The 18096-nt window shown below is 66.2% G+C and carries 21 protein-coding genes; 10 read left to right on the top strand and 11 right to left on the bottom strand.

Annotated features, from left to right (window positions below):
• Positions 1–24: 24 nt before the first annotated feature.
• Genes K3181_RS01955 through K3181_RS01945 form a run of 4 tightly spaced genes read left to right on the top strand, consistent with a single transcriptional unit; the run spans position 25 to position 2121 of the window.
• Complete coding sequence (locus K3181_RS01955) at positions 25–747, top strand: ArsR/SmtB family transcription factor (RefSeq protein WP_221600304.1); 723 nt, start codon at positions 25–27, stop codon at positions 745–747.
• A 52-nt stretch (positions 748–799) separates the two neighbouring features.
• Complete coding sequence (locus K3181_RS01950) at positions 800–1306, top strand: glutathione S-transferase N-terminal domain-containing protein (RefSeq protein WP_247714831.1); 507 nt, start codon at positions 800–802, stop codon at positions 1304–1306.
• Complete coding sequence (locus tag K3181_RS15785; protein ID WP_247714830.1) at positions 1307–1498, top strand: glutathione S-transferase family protein; 192 nt, start codon at positions 1307–1309, stop codon at positions 1496–1498.
• Entirely contained in the window at positions 1495–2121 is a 627-nt protein-coding gene (locus tag K3181_RS01945) for a 2-hydroxychromene-2-carboxylate isomerase (protein ID WP_221600302.1), read from the top strand. Before K3181_RS15785 ends, K3181_RS01945 begins: the two co-directional genes overlap by 4 nt.
• On the opposite strand, the gene K3181_RS01940 is transcribed toward K3181_RS01945, so the two are convergent.
• The 11 genes from K3181_RS01940 to murI all read right to left on the bottom strand — a co-directional run bounded on the left by K3181_RS01940 (position 2118) and on the right by murI (position 12349).
• Complete coding sequence (locus K3181_RS01940) at positions 2118–2891, bottom strand: hypothetical protein (protein ID WP_221600300.1); 774 nt, start codon at positions 2889–2891, stop codon at positions 2118–2120. The two genes, K3181_RS01945 and K3181_RS01940, sit on opposite strands and share 4 nt — an antisense overlap.
• A 131-nt stretch (positions 2892–3022) precedes the next feature.
• Entirely contained in the window at positions 3023–3397 is a 375-nt protein-coding gene (locus K3181_RS01935; RefSeq protein WP_221600298.1) for a hypothetical protein, read from the bottom strand.
• Between the two features lie 177 nt (positions 3398–3574).
• A complete protein-coding gene (locus K3181_RS01930; protein ID WP_221600297.1) occupies positions 3575–4267 on the bottom strand; it encodes a nitroreductase in 693 nt (230 codons plus the stop codon).
• A 62-nt stretch (positions 4268–4329) separates the two neighbouring features.
• Positions 4330–5514: a cell wall hydrolase gene (locus K3181_RS01925; RefSeq protein ID WP_221600296.1), complete on the bottom strand. Its 1185-nt coding sequence runs from the start codon at positions 5512–5514 to the stop codon at positions 4330–4332.
• A 115-nt stretch (positions 5515–5629) separates the two neighbouring features.
• Positions 5630–6553, bottom strand: coding sequence for a hypothetical protein (locus tag K3181_RS01920; protein ID WP_221600294.1), 924 nt, complete (start codon positions 6551–6553; stop codon positions 5630–5632).
• 131 nt (positions 6554–6684) lie between these two features.
• Positions 6685–7542 (bottom strand): TauD/TfdA dioxygenase family protein, encoded by an 858-nt coding sequence (locus K3181_RS01915; protein ID WP_221600292.1) that lies wholly within the window; start codon positions 7540–7542, stop codon positions 6685–6687.
• A gap of 54 nt (positions 7543–7596) precedes the next feature.
• Positions 7597–7872, bottom strand: a complete 276-nt coding sequence (locus tag K3181_RS01910; protein ID WP_221600290.1) for a YdeI/OmpD-associated family protein — start codon at positions 7870–7872, stop codon at positions 7597–7599.
• Between the two features lie 62 nt (positions 7873–7934).
• Positions 7935–9698: a hypothetical protein gene (locus K3181_RS01905; RefSeq protein ID WP_221600288.1), complete on the bottom strand. Its 1764-nt coding sequence runs from the start codon at positions 9696–9698 to the stop codon at positions 7935–7937.
• 44 nt (positions 9699–9742) lie between these two features.
• The gene (gene hemA / locus K3181_RS01900; RefSeq protein WP_221600286.1) at positions 9743–10963 is read right to left on the bottom strand and encodes a 5-aminolevulinate synthase; all 1221 of its coding nucleotides are present in this window, start codon (positions 10961–10963) and stop codon (positions 9743–9745) included.
• A 104-nt stretch (positions 10964–11067) separates the two neighbouring features.
• Positions 11068–11544, bottom strand: coding sequence for a hypothetical protein (locus K3181_RS01895; protein ID WP_221600284.1), 477 nt, complete (start codon positions 11542–11544; stop codon positions 11068–11070).
• Positions 11545–11551: 7 nt separating this feature from the next.
• Positions 11552–12349 carry a glutamate racemase gene (murI, locus tag K3181_RS01890; RefSeq protein WP_247714829.1) on the bottom strand — a complete coding sequence of 266 codons (798 nt, stop codon included), beginning with the start codon at positions 12347–12349 and terminating at the stop codon, positions 11552–11554.
• A gap of 79 nt (positions 12350–12428) precedes the next feature.
• Between murI and plsY the strand changes: the two genes are divergently transcribed.
• The 6 genes from plsY (at position 12429) to K3181_RS01860 (ending at position 17957) form a co-directional block, all read left to right on the top strand.
• Positions 12429–13046 carry a glycerol-3-phosphate 1-O-acyltransferase PlsY gene (gene plsY / locus K3181_RS01885; protein WP_221600283.1) on the top strand — a complete coding sequence of 206 codons (618 nt, stop codon included), beginning with the start codon at positions 12429–12431 and terminating at the stop codon, positions 13044–13046.
• Positions 13043–14152 (top strand): DNA-processing protein DprA, encoded by a 1110-nt coding sequence (dprA, locus tag K3181_RS01880; protein ID WP_221600281.1) that lies wholly within the window; start codon positions 13043–13045, stop codon positions 14150–14152. The genes plsY and dprA overlap by 4 nt, the downstream gene beginning before the upstream one ends.
• 292 nt (positions 14153–14444) lie before the next feature.
• A complete protein-coding gene (gene topA / locus K3181_RS01875; RefSeq protein WP_221600279.1) occupies positions 14445–17024 on the top strand; it encodes a type I DNA topoisomerase in 2580 nt (859 codons plus the stop codon).
• Complete coding sequence (locus K3181_RS01870) at positions 17024–17278, top strand: hypothetical protein (protein WP_221600277.1); 255 nt, start codon at positions 17024–17026, stop codon at positions 17276–17278. The genes topA and K3181_RS01870 overlap by 1 nt, the downstream gene beginning before the upstream one ends.
• Positions 17278–17460: a hypothetical protein gene (locus K3181_RS01865; protein ID WP_221600275.1), complete on the top strand. Its 183-nt coding sequence runs from the start codon at positions 17278–17280 to the stop codon at positions 17458–17460. Before K3181_RS01870 ends, K3181_RS01865 begins: the two co-directional genes overlap by 1 nt.
• Positions 17461–17663: 203 nt before the next feature.
• On the top strand, positions 17664–17957 hold the full coding sequence (locus tag K3181_RS01860) for an endonuclease domain-containing protein (protein ID WP_221600273.1): 294 nt from the start codon (positions 17664–17666) through the stop codon (positions 17955–17957).
• The last annotated feature ends 139 nt before the right edge of the window (positions 17958–18096 follow it).

Here is an 18096-nt window from a genome sequence, read left to right as displayed (position 1 = left end):
CGCAGTTTGAAAAGGGGGGCCGGCATGCCGACGAACAACCAGATTGCCGAAGTCGCCGCCCTGGTCGGCGAGCCATCGCGGACGAGTATTCTCCTTGCCCTGATCGACGGTCGCGCGCTCACTGCCAGCGAACTGGCCCACGCCGCCGGGATCAGTCCGCCAACGGCGAGCGAACACCTCGCACGGCTGATGGACGCCGAACTGCTGGCGATGGAGAAGCAGGGTCGCCATCGCTATTTCCGGCTCGGCTCCCCCAAGGTAGCCAGCCTGCTCGAATCGATGCTTTCGCTGGTCGCCGAGCGCGACGCGACCGTTTCGGCGATCAGAACAGGTCCGCGCGACCGGGATCTGCGCTTCGCGCGCAGCTGCTACGATCACCTCGCCGGTTCGCTTGCGGTCGCGATTGCCGACCGGCTCGAGACGATGGAGATGATCGATCTGGCCGACGACGGCGGGACAGTCAGTGAGAAGGGTCAGGCCTTTTTCGGCGATCTCGGCGCCGAGCTTGGCGCAGCAGGCCAACAGGGACGGCGCTATTGCCGTCCGTGTCTGGACTGGAGCGAACGGCGGCCCCACATCGCTGGACGGGTCGGATCGGGCCTCATGGTATGTTTCCTCGAACGGGGTTGGGTGAAGCGGCAGACGGAGGGCCGCGTCATTTCGGTCACCCGAGCGGGAGAGCGCGCGATTGTCGAGCACTTCGGCATCGACATTGTGCGGCTGCGAGAACGACAAGATCGCGCTTGATCCCGCGTGCGCGTGGCACGATGACCAGCGGGAGACGGGAGCGAGTCACGCCATGATCCACTTCTACACCGCGCCGGCACCCAACGGGTGGAAGGTCGCGATCATGCTCGAGGAATGCGGGCTCGCCTACGAGCCGCGCTGGGTGAACCTTGCGGCGGGCGACCAGCACAGCGAAGACTACCTCGCGATCAATCCCAACGGGCGCATCCCGGCGATTACCGACCATGCGCCCGCCGACGGCGGCGAACCGGTCACGGTCTTCGAGTCTGGCGCGGTGCTTCTGTATTTGGCGGAGAAGTCGGGCCAGTTCCTCCCGACCGATCTGCGCGGCATGTCGCGGGTACGGCAGTGGCTCTTCTGGCAGGTCGGCCATCTCGGCCCGACGCTCGGCCAGCATGGCCATTTCCACCTCTACGCCGAGGAGAAGCTGCCCTACGCGATCGAGCGTTTCCACCGCGAGGCGTTGCGCGTCTACGGTGTGATGGACCGTCAGCTGGGGCAGGAGGAATATATCGCCGGCCCCGACTATACCGTCGCCGACATGGCTTGCTTCCCCTAGGTGCGGACGTGGAAGGCGCAGGGCATCCCGCTCGAGGACTTTCCGAACGTCAGGCGCTGGTACGACACGCTCAAGCAGCGCCAGGGGCTGCGCCGCGGCGTGGCGCTGGGCGCCGACATGGCGCGCAGGGGCGCAATGAGCGAGGAAGAGCGCAAGAACCTGTTCGGCACAGCCAAGGCGCGCGTCCGGTGAGTGCGAGGATCGACTTCTTCTTCGACCTGTCGAGCCCGTGGACGCGGCTCGCCTTCGCCAATATCCGTCCCGCGCTCGACGGGCTCGACTATGCCATCATTTGGCGCCCCTTCCTCGTCGGCGGGGTGTTCAACGCGGTGAATCCCGCAGTCTACGAGAGCCGCAAGCCCGAGAATGCGGCGCGGCTGGCGCGCAGCTTCGGCTGGCTCAAGCAATGGGCTGAGCTGGCGGGCGTAGCAATGAATTTCCCGAGCGAGCACCATCCGCTCAAATCGGTCCACGCGATGCGCTTCTGCTGCGCGCTGGAGGACGACCAGCCCGCGCTCGAGCGCTTCGCCCATGCGGCGTTCGAGGCCTATTTCACCCAAGCCCGCAATCTCGACGACCCGGAGGTTCTGGTCGCCGTGGCTACGGAAGCGGGCTTCGATGGTGAAGCGCTTGCCGGGCAGGCGGCGACCCAGCCGATCAAGGATCGGCTGCGCGCCAATACTGAGGAAGCGATCGCGCGCGGCGCCTACGGTTCGCCGACGCTGTTCGTTTCCGGCGAGGCGGGCGAAGAGCACATGTATTTCGGCAACGACCAGCTCCCGCTGGTGCGCCAGAAGGTTGTCGCGCTCGCCTAACCGTATTCGGCGCGATGCACGTCGAGCGCGGGTTTCACGCGACCCAGCGCCTCGCCGATCAGGTCGGGCAGCTTCTTGCCATCGAGCCAAAGCACCGCATTGTGCGCGGCGGCGATGCGGCGCGCATCGGCCCAGTCGATCCCCAGGCCGATCGCCCATTCGCGGAACTCGTCCGCCGCGCCGGCGCGCGGTTCGAGCGCCTTGGCCAGCGTCGGGTGGAAGCCGAGCCGCCCGGTGAAGGGCAGCAGCGAGAGCGGGAAGCCCTTGCGCAGATAGACGAATGTGTCGTCGACATGCATGGTCCCGCTGGCTCGGTGCAGCGCGAGGACCGAGGAGAAATGGACGCTCTCGTCGGCACAAACCAGCGGCACGCCGCGCGGGACCGAGAAGGCGAAGTCCTCGCCGTAATGCTCGGCGAGCTCGTCCTGCTCGCAGCGCAGGCCCTCCCACGGCAGGTCGGGCAAAAGCTTGTGATGCCGCGCGGTGCCGTAGAGCTTCGCCTGCGGGAAGGCCTCGTGCATCCACTCGCAATGCAGCGTGTGGAAGGGGTGCAGATTGAGCACCGCCTCCACTTTCGCGCCACCGTCGGTCAGCGCGTCGACCTGCGCGCGGACATCGTCGGTCAGCGCGTAGCTGTCGAGGAAGACGAATTTGCCGCTGGCCAGCCGGACGAGCGAGCACTGCGTCCCGACATCGAAGACGCCGCCGATGTGGAAACTGCCGCGCACGGTCCAGAAGCCGTCGCCCAGGTCGAGGAATGTGTCGCTCATCGAATATCGCCTCCGGTTCTCGCCAATGCATAGATGGGGCGAAGCGGGCGATCCAGAGCGGTTGCCGCATAAACAAGGGGCCGCCCCGGCAATCGCCAGGACGGCCCGTTTTCCGAACTATGATCGGGAGGTCAGAGCTCGGGCTCTTCGGACTCCTCCGCCTGCTCGGTCGAATCGTGCTCGACCATGGTAGTCGTCTTGCCGTCTGCATCGGTCGAATGCGTGACGGTCGTCTGCTTGCCCGTTGGAGTGGTCACCGTCTGTTGCTGCTCTTCGGTGGTTTCGACATCCACCGCGGTACCGTCGGCATCGGTGGTCGTCGTGGTCGTGACGGTGTTGTTGCGTTCGACCATGGTCCCGTTGCCATTGTTGCTCGGCAGGTCGAGCGTGGTCGTTTCGCTCACGCTGGTCTCGGCCGCGATCGGCTCCGCATCCTGCGCATTCGCACCGACCGCTGTCAGCGCCAGGAACGAACCTGTGGCAGCGAGCAGTATATTCTTTTTCATTGGGCACTCCACAAATCTGGTGGCGCCGGGCCGAGGGGGAGGGGGATCGCCCGGCGCTCGACCGGGTGGGTCGTGCCGCGCGCCTTGCTGCCAGATGAACGGCCGATCCGCTCGTCTCGCAGGAAAGGCGCAAGACCGACGGCCCGTGCGCCGAATGCCCGCGAGCCGAGTCGGTTTTCAGTCGAAGCCCACGAATCGCGCCGCTTCGGCCACCGGCTTGCGGGTGCTGACCACGGCGTTGGCGGGGAAGCTCTCGTCGGGCCAGCCCAGCGCGACCGCCTTCATGATCACCTGATCGTCGGGGATGCCCGCGTGCTCGCGCACCACGGGCGATTGCATGATGCCCTGCGAATTGATCACGCAGCCGAGGCCGCGGCTCCAGGCGGCATTGACCAGCGCGGTGGTGACCGCGCCGCAATCGAAGGGGGTATCGTCGCTGCCCGACAGTTCCTTGTCGTAGGCGACGATGACGCAGACCGGCGCGTCGAACTGGCGGAAGCCGCGCAGCACCCAGTCCTGCCGTCCCTCCTTGTCGTCGCGCTCGATCCCCATTGCACCGAACAATTGCTTCGCAACACCGACCTGGCGCTCGCGGTGGACCCCGGTGAAGGGTTCGCCGCGGCGGAACTCGCGGCTGTCGGGGACGCCCGCGAGGATGTTCTCGGTATTGCCCCGGCGGATCGCATCGAGCGGCTGGCCGGTTATGATGTGGAAATGCCAGGGCTGGGTGTTCATCGAAGTCGGCGAGCGCATCGCCATGGTCAGCACGTCCTCGATCAGCGCGCGCGGCACCGGCTTGTCGAGATAGCCGCGGATCGACCGGCGGCCCATCACCACCTCTTCGTAGGTCATATCCGGATTGCCGATCATTCCATTCTCTCCCTTGCGTTGGAGAGGAGGATTAGCGTGGCGAATCGGGGGCGCCAAATCCCTTACGGCTTCGCGGGCAGGCAGGTACCGATGGCTGGTGCGGGGAAGGTCCGGCAATCGAAGAAAACCGCTTCGGCCCCGCCGGCGCTGGCGGCGACGAAGCTGAAGCGCAGCGTGCGGCGCGCCTCGTCGTTGAGCGGAAGGCGTGCCGGGATTGCGTCGGCTTCGCTCCAGCCCTGGACGCGGCAATAGCCTTCGCCCGTGCACAAGGATCGTGCGCGCTCGACCAGCGCCTCGGGAGAATCGCCGCTCCCGACGAGCACGAAATGCACCCCCGCGCCAGGCGAAGCGGGGGCGGCTTCGGCAGGACGCTCGATCGCGGCAGAGGTGATGCTGCGCACCGCGGTGCCGCTCTGCAGCAGGGTTGGCAGCGGGTTGGCCTCGGCCACCGCCAGCGCGGTCTCGCGCAGTTGAAGCGGATCGGGCTCGCCCCCGCCGTAGCGTGCCGAGAGCGCGGTGCGGCTGCCCCAGAAGCCGCGCCAGCGGAAGAAGAGGTGCGGCCCGACCCGCGCCACCTTGTCGAGCTGGTCGCTCCACCAGGGATAGACGTAGTCGGCATGGAAATGCGTCGCATTGCCGACCGCGGGCTCGGTGGCGCCGTTCAGCATGGCTTCCGCGCGGGCGCGCGCCGAGTTCCACGCGGCGTCCGGATAGCGGCGCGCGAGCGAGCCGTCGCAGGTGAAGCTGAACTGGCAGCCGGTGGGGCGCTGCGAACCTTCGAACACTGCGCCGCAGACGGTCTTGGCGAAGGCCGGGTGGCGCACGCGGTTGAGCACCACCTGCATCACCGCGCGCTGCCCGCTATCGTCGTCCCCCGCCTCTGCCATGCCCGCGAGCGCCAGGCAGTCGCGCGCGCGCAGGCGATCCGCCGCGCTCCCGCGAAAGGCGAAGGGCAGGGGCTTGCCGGGGCCGATCGCAGCGAAGGCGGTGAGCTCGTTGCGCGCCAGCGCGTCGTCCGAATCGAGCTCGGACAACACCACCGTATCCGTGCCGGCTGCGGGAAGGGCGGGAACTGCGCGCGGGCGCGCGGTCGCCGGTGCCGGGGCTGCCTCCCGCCGCGTCGTGTGCTGCTGGGGAAAGCCTCCGCTGGCGGCGAGCAGCAGGAAGGGAAGCAGCACCAGGACCGCAAAGGCCAGCGTTGGCAGCGCATCGCTGCTGCGCGACGCGATAGGAGGGGTGATGTCCATCGCCGCTATTTAGGGATGCCAGGGCCCGCTTGCACCCCATCGCCGTCGCGACAGGGTGATCGAGGTCCCGAGCTCGCCTATGCCGCTTGGGCAAGGCGGGCGGGAGAACTGGGCCCTAGTCCTTCTTCCGTCCCAGATAGGTGCCCACACCCGAGAACGCGCGGCCGTCGTCGAGCGTGCCCGAATAGTTGAAGACGAAGCCGACTTCGACACCGGCGGGGCCGAAAAAGGCGCCTCCGAAATCCCCGCTGACGGAGCTTGCATCGCTTTTTGCCGTCGCGCCGGCGAAGGTTCCGCCCGCTGCTGGGACCGGCGCGAGCGAGTTCAGCGAACCCAGCTCGTAGACGGTGTCGGTGATCGTGCCGCCCCCTTCGAGGTTGCCCGCAAGTTGCAGGGCGAAGGTGACGCTATCGGTGCCGGCCTCGAACGCGATACCGCCTGAGGTGTCATCGAGATTGTACTGGTCGCCCCCGAGCATTGCAGAGCCGAATACCGAGAGGGGATCGTAGGACGCATTGCTGCCCGGAAGATCGCCTGCTTCGGTGCGGATGCCCACTGCGCACGAAATCAGGGCGGTCGGCAATCCACTGCCAATGCGATGGAGTGAGACCAGGCGGCTGTATTCCGCCGTAAGCGGGTAGAAGACCAGGTCGGTGATCACGCCCGACCCGTTTGATATGCGGTAGATGTCCGCACCGGCGCTGTTCTGCTTGCTCGATGGAGAGAATGTATAGGAGAATTCTTCGCCTTCGACGGTGTAACTCGAGCTTGAGGCATCGAAGGAGATCGTGAGCCCTTCGCCGAAGACCGGGTCGTCGTAAATCCGGTTCGATCCGTCGGCGAGTGTCTCGAACCCGCGACAGCTCGTGTCGAACACCGTGTCTTCCGCAAGGTCGGCGAACTTCACATATGTCGGAGTTGGTGTGGGCGTAGGACTCGGAGCCGGCGAACTGACCGGTGGGGTGCTCCCGCCGCCATCTCCCCCACCGCATGCAGACAATGCGAGCGATACGCCCGCGATAGCGACCCGGTACTTCATTCTTGCGACCCCATTTCCAGATTTCGGATGGGTAATTACATAGAAATGAAGAGATTAAAGTGCCATCGGAAGCTTATACGCCGTTTATTCTATTGGTGTGGCATGATTGGAACTATCGGGCTCAACCAGCCTCAGGGCTCGAAATAGGGCCGGTCGCCGGCGATCGTCACGCGCTCCATCACCCGGCGCGCGGGGAAATAGTCGGACACGGCGAGGTGCTGGCACACGCGGTTGTCCCAGAAGGCGACCGAGCCCGCCTGCCAGCGGAAGCGGCACTGGATCTCGACGTCCCACGCGGTCTTGTAGAGGTGGTCGAGCAGCCAGTCGCTCTCCTCCTTCGACAGCCCCTCGATATGGCTGGTGAAGCCGTTGTTGACATAGACCGCGCGCTCGCCCGTCTCCGGGTGGGTGCGGATGACCGGATGGCGCACCGGTGGATACTGGTCGTGCAGTTCCTCGGGACGCTTGCCGAGGCGTCGGGCAAAGACCCGCGCGATGTCGTGGACCGCGGTCAGCCCCTCGCAGAAACGTTGCATCTGCTCCGACAGCCGCTCGTAGGCGAGATGCATGTTCGCGAAGAGCGTGTCGCCGCCGCATTCGGGCACTTCGCGCGCCAGCAGGATCGAACCGAGCGAGGGCCGCTCGCGCCAGGTCACGTCCGAATGCCAGTTGTTCTCCTGGCCGCGGCTGTTGGGACCGTGCGCGATATGCAGCACTTCGGGGTTGGGCTGGTCCTTGGGCGTCGCGGGATGGATTTCGAGCTCGCCGAAATGCCGCGCGAACGCGATGTGCTGCTCCTGCGACAACTCCTGCTTGCGGAAGAAGATCACGCCATGCTTGAGCAGCGCGGCCCGGATTTCGGGGATGCGCCTTGCGACGTCATGCCCACCCAGATCGACTCCGTGGATCTCGGCGCCGATCGCGGGGGTCAGCGGCCGGATGTCGAGCGTACCCGTATCGAGTGTCGCGCGGTCAAAGGTCGTCGCCATGTCTCTCTCCCTTGGGAGGAGCATGCCACAGGCGGCGCGCGCTTGCCTAGAGCCTCAGGCGTCGACCCATTTGCGCGCGCTTTCGCGGCGGTGCGGGCAGCCGGGCCAGCAGCAGGGGCGCTTCTTGCCGCCGAGCACTTCCTCCTGCAGCCGCGCGCGGCGCTTGGCGCGGGTCGCCTCCTGCTTGGCCGAGATGGTCCAGCAGATCCATTCGTTGCGCGCGAGCGGGGTCAGCGCCTGCCATTTCCCGGCGAGGGCCGCGTCGCCATCGAGCATCGCCTCGAGTTCGGGCGGGGTGGCGTGGTGGAAATCGGGGTCTGCGGCTTGCATGGGGGCGCCTGCTCCTCTCGCTTGGACCGCATTCTTTCAGGCCGGGAGGCGAAAGGAAAGCCCTAGGCCGGCGCCGCACCCGGCGGTCCGCCTTCGAGACGCGCGAGCCGTTCTTCCATCGCGCCAAGCTCGCGCCGCACCCGGTCCTGCTGCTCCCGGCGCTTGAGCGCGCTGCGCAGCGCCTCCGCCAGCGGTTCGGCGACGCGTTCGATATTCGCCAGTTCGTCTTCGTTGTAGCGGTTGGCGTCGCTGCGCGGGCCGATCAGCAGCAGGCCGAGCGGGCCATGCTCGTCGGCGAGCGGAAAGCGCCACACGAAGCGCGGGTCGATCGTGAGGTCTGACCCCGGTTCGGTCAGCGTTTCGGGATCGGCGACGTCGCGTACCGCAAGAAGTTCGCGCCCGAGCTTGCGATCGACCAGCACCGCGGCCGAGCCGAAATGGACCGCAGGGGCAAGCGCGGCGAGCGCGCGCATCGCGATTTCATCGGGGTCTTCCGAGGCCCGCCAGGCCGACAGCTTGCCGAGCAGCGCGGAAATCTTCCCGCGGTCGCGGTCGAAGCGGTTCCTGGTGTGCTTCACCACGAACTGCTGCGTCGGAGCGAACAGACCCGCCGCCAGGACGGCGCAGAGCGCGGTGGCGAAGGTCTTGTTGTCTTCGCCCAGCGCCATTTCGATCGCGTTCTTCACCAGGTCGATGCTCGCCGCCCACAAGATCCCGATGACCAGCGCGACACCCGCCATGATGGCCGACCGCCCGATGACGCGGTCCGCTTCCCACAGGCGATAGCGGATCAGCGCGATCATCAGCCCCAGCGCCAGGAGCATGAAGCCGAGATCGAAGAAGGCCAGCACGCCCAGTCCGTAGATCGGCTGCCAGGGGCCGCTGGGATAGGCATCGACGACGACCATGACAAAGGCGATGGCGACACTGACCAGTCCGGTGGCGAAGCCGATACCGGCCCATTTGAGCTGCTGGCGCTCGATCCCTGGTTCGAAGTGCCGGTACTTCGTAGCTGTACCCAAGAGCAGGGCCAGCGGCAGGATGAAGGCGATGACCGCCGAGGCCAGCAGCGGGAATTCTTCGATGCTCAGCAGGACTCCGGCCAGCGGAGCGACGACGATCAGCCAGCGCGCCCACCCGGGCTCGAACCTGCCGTCGGGAAATATCGCTATTCCTATGACCAGCAAAACCCATGCCGCGGTCGAAACGAGATCGTACCACCCGCCGAGGCCGAGCCCCAGCCACATCAGCATCGGGGGATCGATGGTTGCCGCAAAGAGCAGGAAGGAGAACGAGAACATCAGGCAGACCGGATCGCGCGGACGCCGCAGAACCAGCAGCGCGGCGCAGGCGATCAGGACAAGGCAGGTGAGCAGCGAAACCGCCATCCGCAGACCCATGCGCGTGTCCCGGCGAAGCACTTCGTGCTTGCGCGTCTCCTGCGCATAGCGGGGGGATTTTTCGATGACCTGCGACCGGAGCGTGCCGTCTGCGTCGCTGAAGGTGATCGTGGGTGCCGCCCCTGCAGCGGCTATGGCCTCTGCGGCGTCGGCGATCCTGGCGTTGCGGGGTAAGGCCTTGCCGTCGATCGCGACTATGCGTGAGCCTGCGGCGACCACCGGCTTGCCCGGCTGCCGCACCAGCGTCTCGACCGTGGCGCTGCCGTCGTTCTCGACCTGGGATATGAGGTTGACCGCGGCAAATGCCGTATCCCGATCATAGGCATCGCGCAGCACATAGAGCGTGCCGAAGATATCGAGCAGGATGGCCGCAGCCAGCGCGAGGAACCACAAGGGGCGGATTCGTGCCAGCGCAATTGCGCTCAACTCCGGAAACCGGCTGGGGGGGAACCGTCTGGCTCCCTGCCCGGTCATGCCGCCTTGCGCAGCTCCATGTCCATCCGGTCCCAGATCTCGACCAGCGCGGCGACGAGATCGTTCATCATCGCTGGCGAGTGCGCCGGGCCGGGGGTGAAGCGCAGGCGCTCGGTCCCGCGGGGCACGGTGGGGAAGTTGATCGGCTGGACGTAGACGCCGTATTCGGCGAGCAATATGTCGCTGATCTTCTTGGCGCGAACGGGATCGCCGACCATCAACGGGACGATGTGCGTGACGCTGTCCATCACGGGCAGCCCGGCATCGCGCATCTTCTGCTTGAGCTGCGCGGCGGCTTCCTGCTGTCCGTCGCGCTCGACGCTGCTCGACTTGAGATGGCGCACCGCCGCCAGCACGCCGGCGACGAGCGCGGGGCTCAGCGAGGTCGTGAAGATGAAACCCGGAGCGTAGGAGCGGATGCAGTCTACGATCTTGCGGTCGGCAGCGATATAGCCACCCATCACGCCGAAGGCCTTGCCCAGCGTGCCTTCGATGATGTCGATCCGGTGCGCGGCCTCGTCGCGCTCCGAAATACCGCCGCCACGCGCGCCGTACATGCCCACCGCGTGCACCTCGTCGATATAGGTCAGCGCGTTGTATTTCTCGGCGAGGTCGCAGATCGCGTGGATCGGGGCCACGTCGCCATCCATCGAATAGACGCTTTCGAAGGCGATCAGCTTGGGCGTGTCGGCATCTTCGGCCGCCAGCAGTTCCTCGAGATGTTCGAGATCGTTGTGGCGGAAGACGCGCTTCTCGCAGCCCGAATTGCGGATGCCCGCGATCATGCTGGCGTGGTTGAGTTCGTCGGAGAAGATCACGCAGCCGGGCAGCAGCTTGGCCACGGTGGAGAGCGTCGCGTCGTTCGAGACGTAGCCGCTGGTGAACAGCAGCGCGGCGTCCTTGCCGTGGAGGTCGGCCAGCTCTTCCTCGAGCTGGACGTGGTAATGCGTGTTGCCGCCGATGTTGCGGGTGCCGCCCGAACCCGCGCCGACATCGTGCAGCGCCTCTTCCATCGCCGCGATGACCTTGGGGTGCTGGCCCATGGCGAGATAGTCGTTCGAACACCACACGGTGACCGGCTTGGGGCCGTTGTGACCGGCGAAGCAGCGCGCATTGGGGAAGGCGCCCTTGTTGCGCAGGATGTCGATGAAGACGCGATAGCGACCTTCCTCGTGCAGCCGTGAGATCGCTTCGTCGAAAATCTGGTCGTAATTCACTGGCGTATTCGCCCGTCGCTGCGCCGCCCGTCCGCGGCTGTCCAATGGACCACGCCCTAATCGAAACGGTTGCAATTCGCCACTGCGATCTTTGCGAGCGATTCTCAGCCGTTGGACGGCTTCAGCTCCGGGAGGGGGCGTCCGTCGCCGGGCCGGATGAACTCGCTGCGCAGGCTTTCGACGAAGGCCGCAAATTCGGCGCGGACATTGAGCCACAGGGCCCTTTCGTCGTCCGCTTCGGCGGGAATGGTGGTCAGCAGGATCTCCAGCGTGGCGTCCACCAGGCCGAGGTACCAATGCGGCGTCACCAGCAACGTATCGTTGTGATGCACGATCGCGGTTCCGTGATCGATTCTCGCCCTGACCGGATCCTCGACCCAGGCGAGCAGCAAATAGAGGCTCTCGGCGACCATCCGGCCTTCCAGCTCTCGCGTGTGGCCAAGCCCGTGGTGCTCGAAGGAGGCGCGGGCATCCGGATGGCGCGCATAGTAGGTTTCCAGCACGGGTTCGGTAATGTCTCCGACGACTTGGACCAGCCGTTCCAGGCTGCGCTGGGCGAGGGCGGCGCGATCCAGAACCACTGCCGGATCAGAACCGCTCGAGCCGGGTGATGCCGTGGCTTTCGAAGGCCTTGGCCAGACGTTCGAAATCGGCCAACTCCCCGGTGGTTACCGCTCGATCGGGGCCCGTACGGGCGAAGGTCTGTCCTTCGGTCAGCGATGCGATGCGCCGCGCGATGCCCTCGGCCCCGTGGACGAAGGCGATCTCCTTGCCGAAGGCCGCGCGGAGTTCGTCTTCGAGCAGCGGGAAATGGGTGCAGGCGAGCACGATGGTGTCGATCTCGCGCCCGTGCAACTGGAGCACCAGCCCCTTGGCCGCCTCGGCAACGTCCTCCACCCGCACGCTTTCGCCGCGCAGCTTGGCCTCGGCGAGCGGGACCAGCCCGTTGGTGCCGTGGCGCAGCAGCCGCTTGCCGACGGCGAATTCGTGCTCGAGGTCGTCGACGTATTTCTGGCGCATCGTCGCCTCGGTGCCGAGCAGGCCGAAGACGCCCGTCCGGGTCATCGCCGCGGCGGGTTTGATCGCGGGCACGGTGCCGACGATCGGGGTTGCGAGCACGTCGCGCACCATCCCCAGCGCGATCGTGCTGGCGGTGTTGCAGGCGATGCAGATCAAGCGCGGCTGGTAGCGTTCGGCCATGCGGCCGAGGAGACCGGCGACGCGTGCGGCAACTTCGGCCTCGCTCTTCGCGCCATAGGGCAGGCCGGCCATGTCGGCGGCATAGATCACCGGAGCGTCGGGCAGGAGCTTGCGCAATTCGCCCAGCACGGTGAGGCCGCCGACGCCCGAATCGAACAGCAGGATGGGGGAGGAGGATGCGTCCAAAGTGGATTTTCCGTGCGGCCTGAGCTTGTCGAAGGGCCGTACTAGCTTTTAGAGCGTGTTCAAGGAGGAAGGGCGCGGCATGGTCGCCCAGCCCATACCGGAGATTGGCGTGAACGAAGTTTTGGCAGCCCTGCTCGGCTACGCGATCGGCTCGATCCCTTTCGGCCTCCTGCTCACCCGTGCCGCGGGCATGGGCGACGTGCGCAAGATCGGTTCGGGCAATATCGGCGCGACCAATGTGCTGCGTACCGGTAACAAGGGGCTGGCTGCGGCGACGCTGTTGCTCGACCTCGCCAAGGGTCTCGCCCCGGTGGTCATCGCCGGCCAGCTGTGGGGCGAGGTCGGACAAGCCTTCGCCGCGGGCGCGGCGGTGATCGGGCACTGCTTCCCCGTCTGGCTCGGCTTCAAGGGCGGCAAGGGCGTGGCCACCAATGCCGGCGTTTCCTTCGGCCTCGCCTTGCCGGTCGGGCTCGCCTACGCCTTCGTCTGGCTGAGCGTGCTGGCGATCTTCCGCATATCCTCGCTCGCCGGCATGGCCGCGGTGGTCGCGGCGGCGGCGGCCGCGCCGCTGTTCGGCTATCCGCAGTTCTTCCCCGTCCTCGCTGCGATCGCGCTGCTGATCATCTATCTCCACCGCACCAATATCGCGCGGCTGATGAAGGGCGAGGAACCCAGGGTCGGCGGCTCGAAAGAGTGAGCGACGCGGGCCCGCCCGCGCTGTCGCAGGACGAGGCCTTCGCCCGCATCCGCCTGTTGCGCTCGCCCCATGTCGGGCCGGTCAGCTACGCCATGCTGCTGCAACGTTTCGGCAGCGCCGTTGATGCGCTCGCCGCGCTGCCCGAACTCTCGGCGCGGGGAGGGCGGCGCTACCGTCCCGCGAAGCTCGAACTCGTCGAGCGCGAAGTGGAGGCGGTGCGCAAGGCGGGCGCGAAATATCTGTTCCACGACCAACCGGGCTATCCCGCACTGCTTGCCGCGTTCGAAAGCGCGCCACCGATCCTGACCTGGCGCGGCGATCTGGCGCTGGCGGAAAGGCCCTGCGTCGCCATGGTCGGTGCGCGGAACGCGAGCGCGGCGGCGGTCAAGCTGGCGCGCGATTTCGCGGCAGGCCTTGCCGAGGCGGGGTTCGCGGTCGTCTCGGGCCTTGCGCGGGGGATCGACGGCGCGGCACACGAAGGCGCCTTCCCCCATACCATCGGGGTCATCGCGAGCGGGATCGACATTGCCTATCCACCGCAGCATGCAGCGCTACAGGAACGGATCGCGGAGGAAGGCCTGCTGCTTGCAGAGCAGCCGCCGGGCACCGAACCGCGCGGCAGCCACTTCCCCAGCCGCAACCGCATCATCGCCGGGCTCGCCGCGGGCACGCTGGTGGTCGAGGCGGCGGTCAAGTCGGGCAGCTTGATCACCGCGCGGCTGGCGGGCGAGGTGGGGCGCGAGGTTATGGCGATCCCCGGCAGCCCGCTCGAGCCGCGCAGCCACGGCTGCAACCATCTGATCCGCGAAGGCGCGGTGCTGGTACAGTCGCCCGAGGATGTGGCCGAGCTGCTCTCGGGCTTCGACGGCCAGCCGCGCTCGACTTTCCGCGAAACTGCGCCGGCGTTCGATTTCGAGCCGGGCGAGCTCGCCGATGCCGAGCCCGCCGACGTCGCCGGCCTGCTCACCACCGCCCCCGTCGCGGTCGACGAGCTCATCCGCCAGTCGGGCGACAGCGCCAGCGCGGTGCAACTGGCACTGCTCGAACTCGAGGTCGCCGGACGGCTCGAACGCCATGCGGGAGGGCGCGTCAGCCTGGTCGGCTAAGGCTGTCGACCCTCTCCCCGCCGGGCGTGTCGATGTGCGGTAAAATTGGCGCAAATCTGCAAGCGCGCCTGTCGTTTCTGTCATATGTTCGCCGCCCGGAAGCGGCCGACTCGGCGCGTTTCCGTTCACCAGATCGGAAAGCGGGCACCCCCCAACGGCGCTCGCGACGGGCCGCCTCCGTACCTCCTATACGGGCGGCCCGTTCCGATTTTGGCGCTTGACGGTCTTCGGACCCGGTCCCCATTTTCGCGCGTATACGCACGTACACACGTAAGGGACTGCCTTTTCCACCATGCAACTGGTCATCGTCGAATCGCCGGCCAAGGCGAAAACCATCGAGAAATACCTCGGCAAGGACTTCAAGGTCCTCGCCAGCTACGGCCATGTCCGCGACCTGCCGCCCAAGGATGGCAGCGTGCGTCCCGACGAAGGCTTCGCGATGGACTGGGAACTCTATCGCGACAAGCAGAGCCGCTTCAAGGAAATCGCCGACAACGCCAAGAAGGCCGACCGCCTGATCCTCGCCACCGACCCCGATCGCGAGGGCGAGGCGATCAGCTGGCATGTCCGCGAGCTGCTGCAGAAGCGCAAGGCACTGCCCAAGGATGTAGAGCGGGTGACCTTCAACGCGATCACCAAGCAGGCGGTGACCGACGCCATGAAGGCGCCGCGCGATCTCGACCAGGACCTGATCGACGCCTATCTCGCGCGCCGCGCGCTCGACTATCTCTATGGCTTCACCCTCTCGCCGGTGCTGTGGCGCCGTCTGCCTGGCGCGAAGAGCGCAGGCCGCGTGCAGTCGGTCGCGCTGCGGCTGATCGTCGATCGCGAGATCGAGATCGAGCATTTCCGCGCCGACGAATACTGGTCGGTGATCGCCAAGCTGCAGCATGACGGGACCGAGTTCGACGCGCGGCTGGTCAAGTACGACGGCAGCAAGCTCGACAAGCTGACGCTCGGCAACGAAGGCAGCGCGATGGCGGCCAAGGCCGCGGTCGAAGGAGCCAACTTCACGGTCGAGGAGGTCGAGACCAAGCCCTTCAAGCGCAATCCCGCGCCGCCGTTCACCACCTCGACGCTGCAGCAGGAGGCCGCGCGCAAATTGGGCTTCTCGGCCAGCCACACGATGCGGCTGGCGCAGTCGCTCTACGAAGCGGGCGCGATCACCTATATGCGTACCGACGGGGTGAGCATGGATGGCAGCGCGATCGCCGCCTGTCGCAAAGCCGTGGCCGATCGCTACGGCGGCCACGCGCTTCCCGATGCCCCGCGCATGTACAAGACCAAGGCGAAGAACGCGCAGGAAGCGCACGAGGCGATCCGGCCGACCGATTTCAATCGCGATCGCGCCGGTTCGGGCGACGAGGGCAAGCTCTACGATCTCGTCTTCAAGCGCGCCATGGCGAGCCAGATGGCCGCCGCCAGCCTCGAACGGACCACGGTGACGCTGCGCGATCCGCCCGGGCGTCACGAGCTGCGTGCCACCGGCCAGGTGGTGAAATACCCGGGCTTCCTCGCGGTCTACCAGGAAGGCCGCGACGATGCCGAGGACGACGAGGATGGCCTGCTGCCCACCATCTCCAAGGGCGACGCACCTCTGAAGCGCAGTGTCGAGGCCAATCAGCACTTCACCCAGCCGCCGCCGCGCTTTTCCGAAGCCAGCCTCGTCAAGCGGCTCGAGGAACTCGGCATCGGTCGCCCCTCGACTTACGCCAGCACCATCCAGACGCTGCGCGACCGTGCCTATGTGCGGATGGAGAAGAACCGCTTCTTCGCCGAGGAATCGGGACGCCTGCTGACCGCCTTCCTCGAACGCTTCTTCCCGCAATATGTGGCCTTCGACTACACCGCCGGGCTCGAGGACGAGCTCGACGTGGTATCGGACGGCAAGGAGGACTGGAAGACGCTGCTCGAGGCCTTCTGGCGCGACTTCAAGCCCAAGACCGAAGAGGTGATGGACAAGAAGCCTTCGGAGGTGACCGAAGTGCTCGACGATTTCCTTTCCGACTATCTCTTCCCCGAACGCGCCGACGGCAAGGACCCGCGCCATTGCCCGCTGTGCGAAAGCGAGGGGCGCGAGGGTGGCCGGCTCGCACTTCGCGGCGGCCGCTACGGCGCTTTCGTCGCCTGCGCCAATTACCCCGAATGCAAGTTCACCCGCCAGTTCGCCAAACCCGGCGGCGCCGATGGCGACGAGAGCGCCGATGACGGCGTGATGGGCGAGGATCCGGAAACCGGCCTGCCGGTCGAACGCAAGAGCGGTCGCTTCGGCCCCTATGTCCAGCTAGGCGAGGGCAAGGAGGCCAAGCGCGCGAGCATTCCCAAGGACCTCGACGATTTCGATCTCGAATGGGCATTGAAGCTGCTCGCCCTGCCGCGGATCGTCGGCACGCATCCCGAGACCGGCAAGGAAATCGAAGCTGCGATAGGCCGTTACGGACCGTACCTGCGACACGATGGCAAGTACGGCAAATTGCAGAGCACGCGCGAGGTGTTCGAGGTCGGGATGAATCGCGCGGTCGACATCCTCGCGCAAGCCGCCAATCGCGGCGGGGGTGGGCGCGGAAAGGCCGAACCGATCAAGACGCTAGGCGAACATCCCACCAGCGGCGGCGAGATCAAGGTCATGCCCGGCCGCTACGGTCCCTATGTCACCGATGGCACCACCAATGCGACGATCCCCAAGGACGTTAAGCCCGAGGACGTCACCGAAGCACAGGCGATCGAGCTGATCGACGCCCGCGCGGCCAAGGGCCCGGCGAAGGGAAAGAAGAAGGCGGCACCGAAGAAGAAGGCCCCGACCAAGAAGAAGCCAGCGGCGAAGAAAAAGGCCCCGGCCAAGAAGCCCGCAGCGAAGAAGGCGGCGGGCTGATGGCATATCAAGTCGCCGAGGACGACCTTCTGAAAATTCTGGGTGTTGCGCTAGTCGAAATCCGTGCGACAGAGTCCCTGCGGACAGCACAGGTTCTCGCGGATATATTCCACAATGTTCCAGCTGCTGTGGCCAATCGTCACCCTCCCGAAGAAACTCTGAGGCGCATGCTGGATTGTTCCGATCGCCATGGGGAACGCGAATATTTCGATCGTTTCCTTTCGCACTATCTCTCGTCGACGGAGGTCAACTAATGGCCAAGGAGCGTTTCGAGCGCCACAAGCAACCCTGGACCGGCGAGGAAGCGGGCCAGCTCCGCACGCTCGCCGCCAAGGGCAAGGGCCTCAAGGAAATCGCCAAGGCGCTGGGCCGCAGCGAGGAATCGACCAAGGACTTCGCCAAGAAGAACAAGATCGGGATCGCCAAAAAACGGTAGAATTACCCCTCAATCAGCACTGCTCGGCGCCATATCCCCATTTGCGATTGCATCGAAAATGGAGAGGATCGCTTGATCGATCCTCCCCAAATTGCAAAGCCATTGGGGGAGGTGGCAGCCGCGCAAGCGGCTGACGGAGGGGCCAATTGCCGAGGCCGAAACGAGAGGGAAACGTAGGCAGGGCGCGTAAGCTACGCGCCGTCATGTCGCTGCCCGAAGTGCTTTTGTGGCGCGAGCTGCGTCGGCAAAGCGAGGTCAAGTTCCGGCGCCAGCACCCGATCGGCCGCTACGTGCTCGACTTCTACTGTGCGTCCGCCAAAATCTGCGTTGAGATCGACGGGATCGCGCACGAGATGGGCGACCGTGCGCGGCGCGATGCGGCGCGGGACGAATGGCTCGGCGATCGCGGCATCGAGGTCCTGCGCATTCCCGCCTCCGATGTACTGAAATCACCCAGCGAGATCGTAGAGGCGCTGATGCGCACCTGTCGTCGCTAAAACCCCTCCGTCAGCGCTGCGCGCTGCCACCTCCCCATTTGCGATTGCATCGAAAATAGGGAGGACCGTTTGACCCGTCCTCCCCGAATTGCGCAGCCATTAGGGGAGGTGGGCGACGCCACAGGCGTCGGTCGGAGGG

It is taken from the genome of Qipengyuania mesophila (genome assembly GCF_019711655.1).
In the GTDB taxonomy this organism is placed as follows: Bacteria; Pseudomonadota; Alphaproteobacteria; order Sphingomonadales; family Sphingomonadaceae; genus Qipengyuania; species Qipengyuania mesophila.
This window is presented reverse-complemented; position numbering and strand designations above follow the sequence as displayed.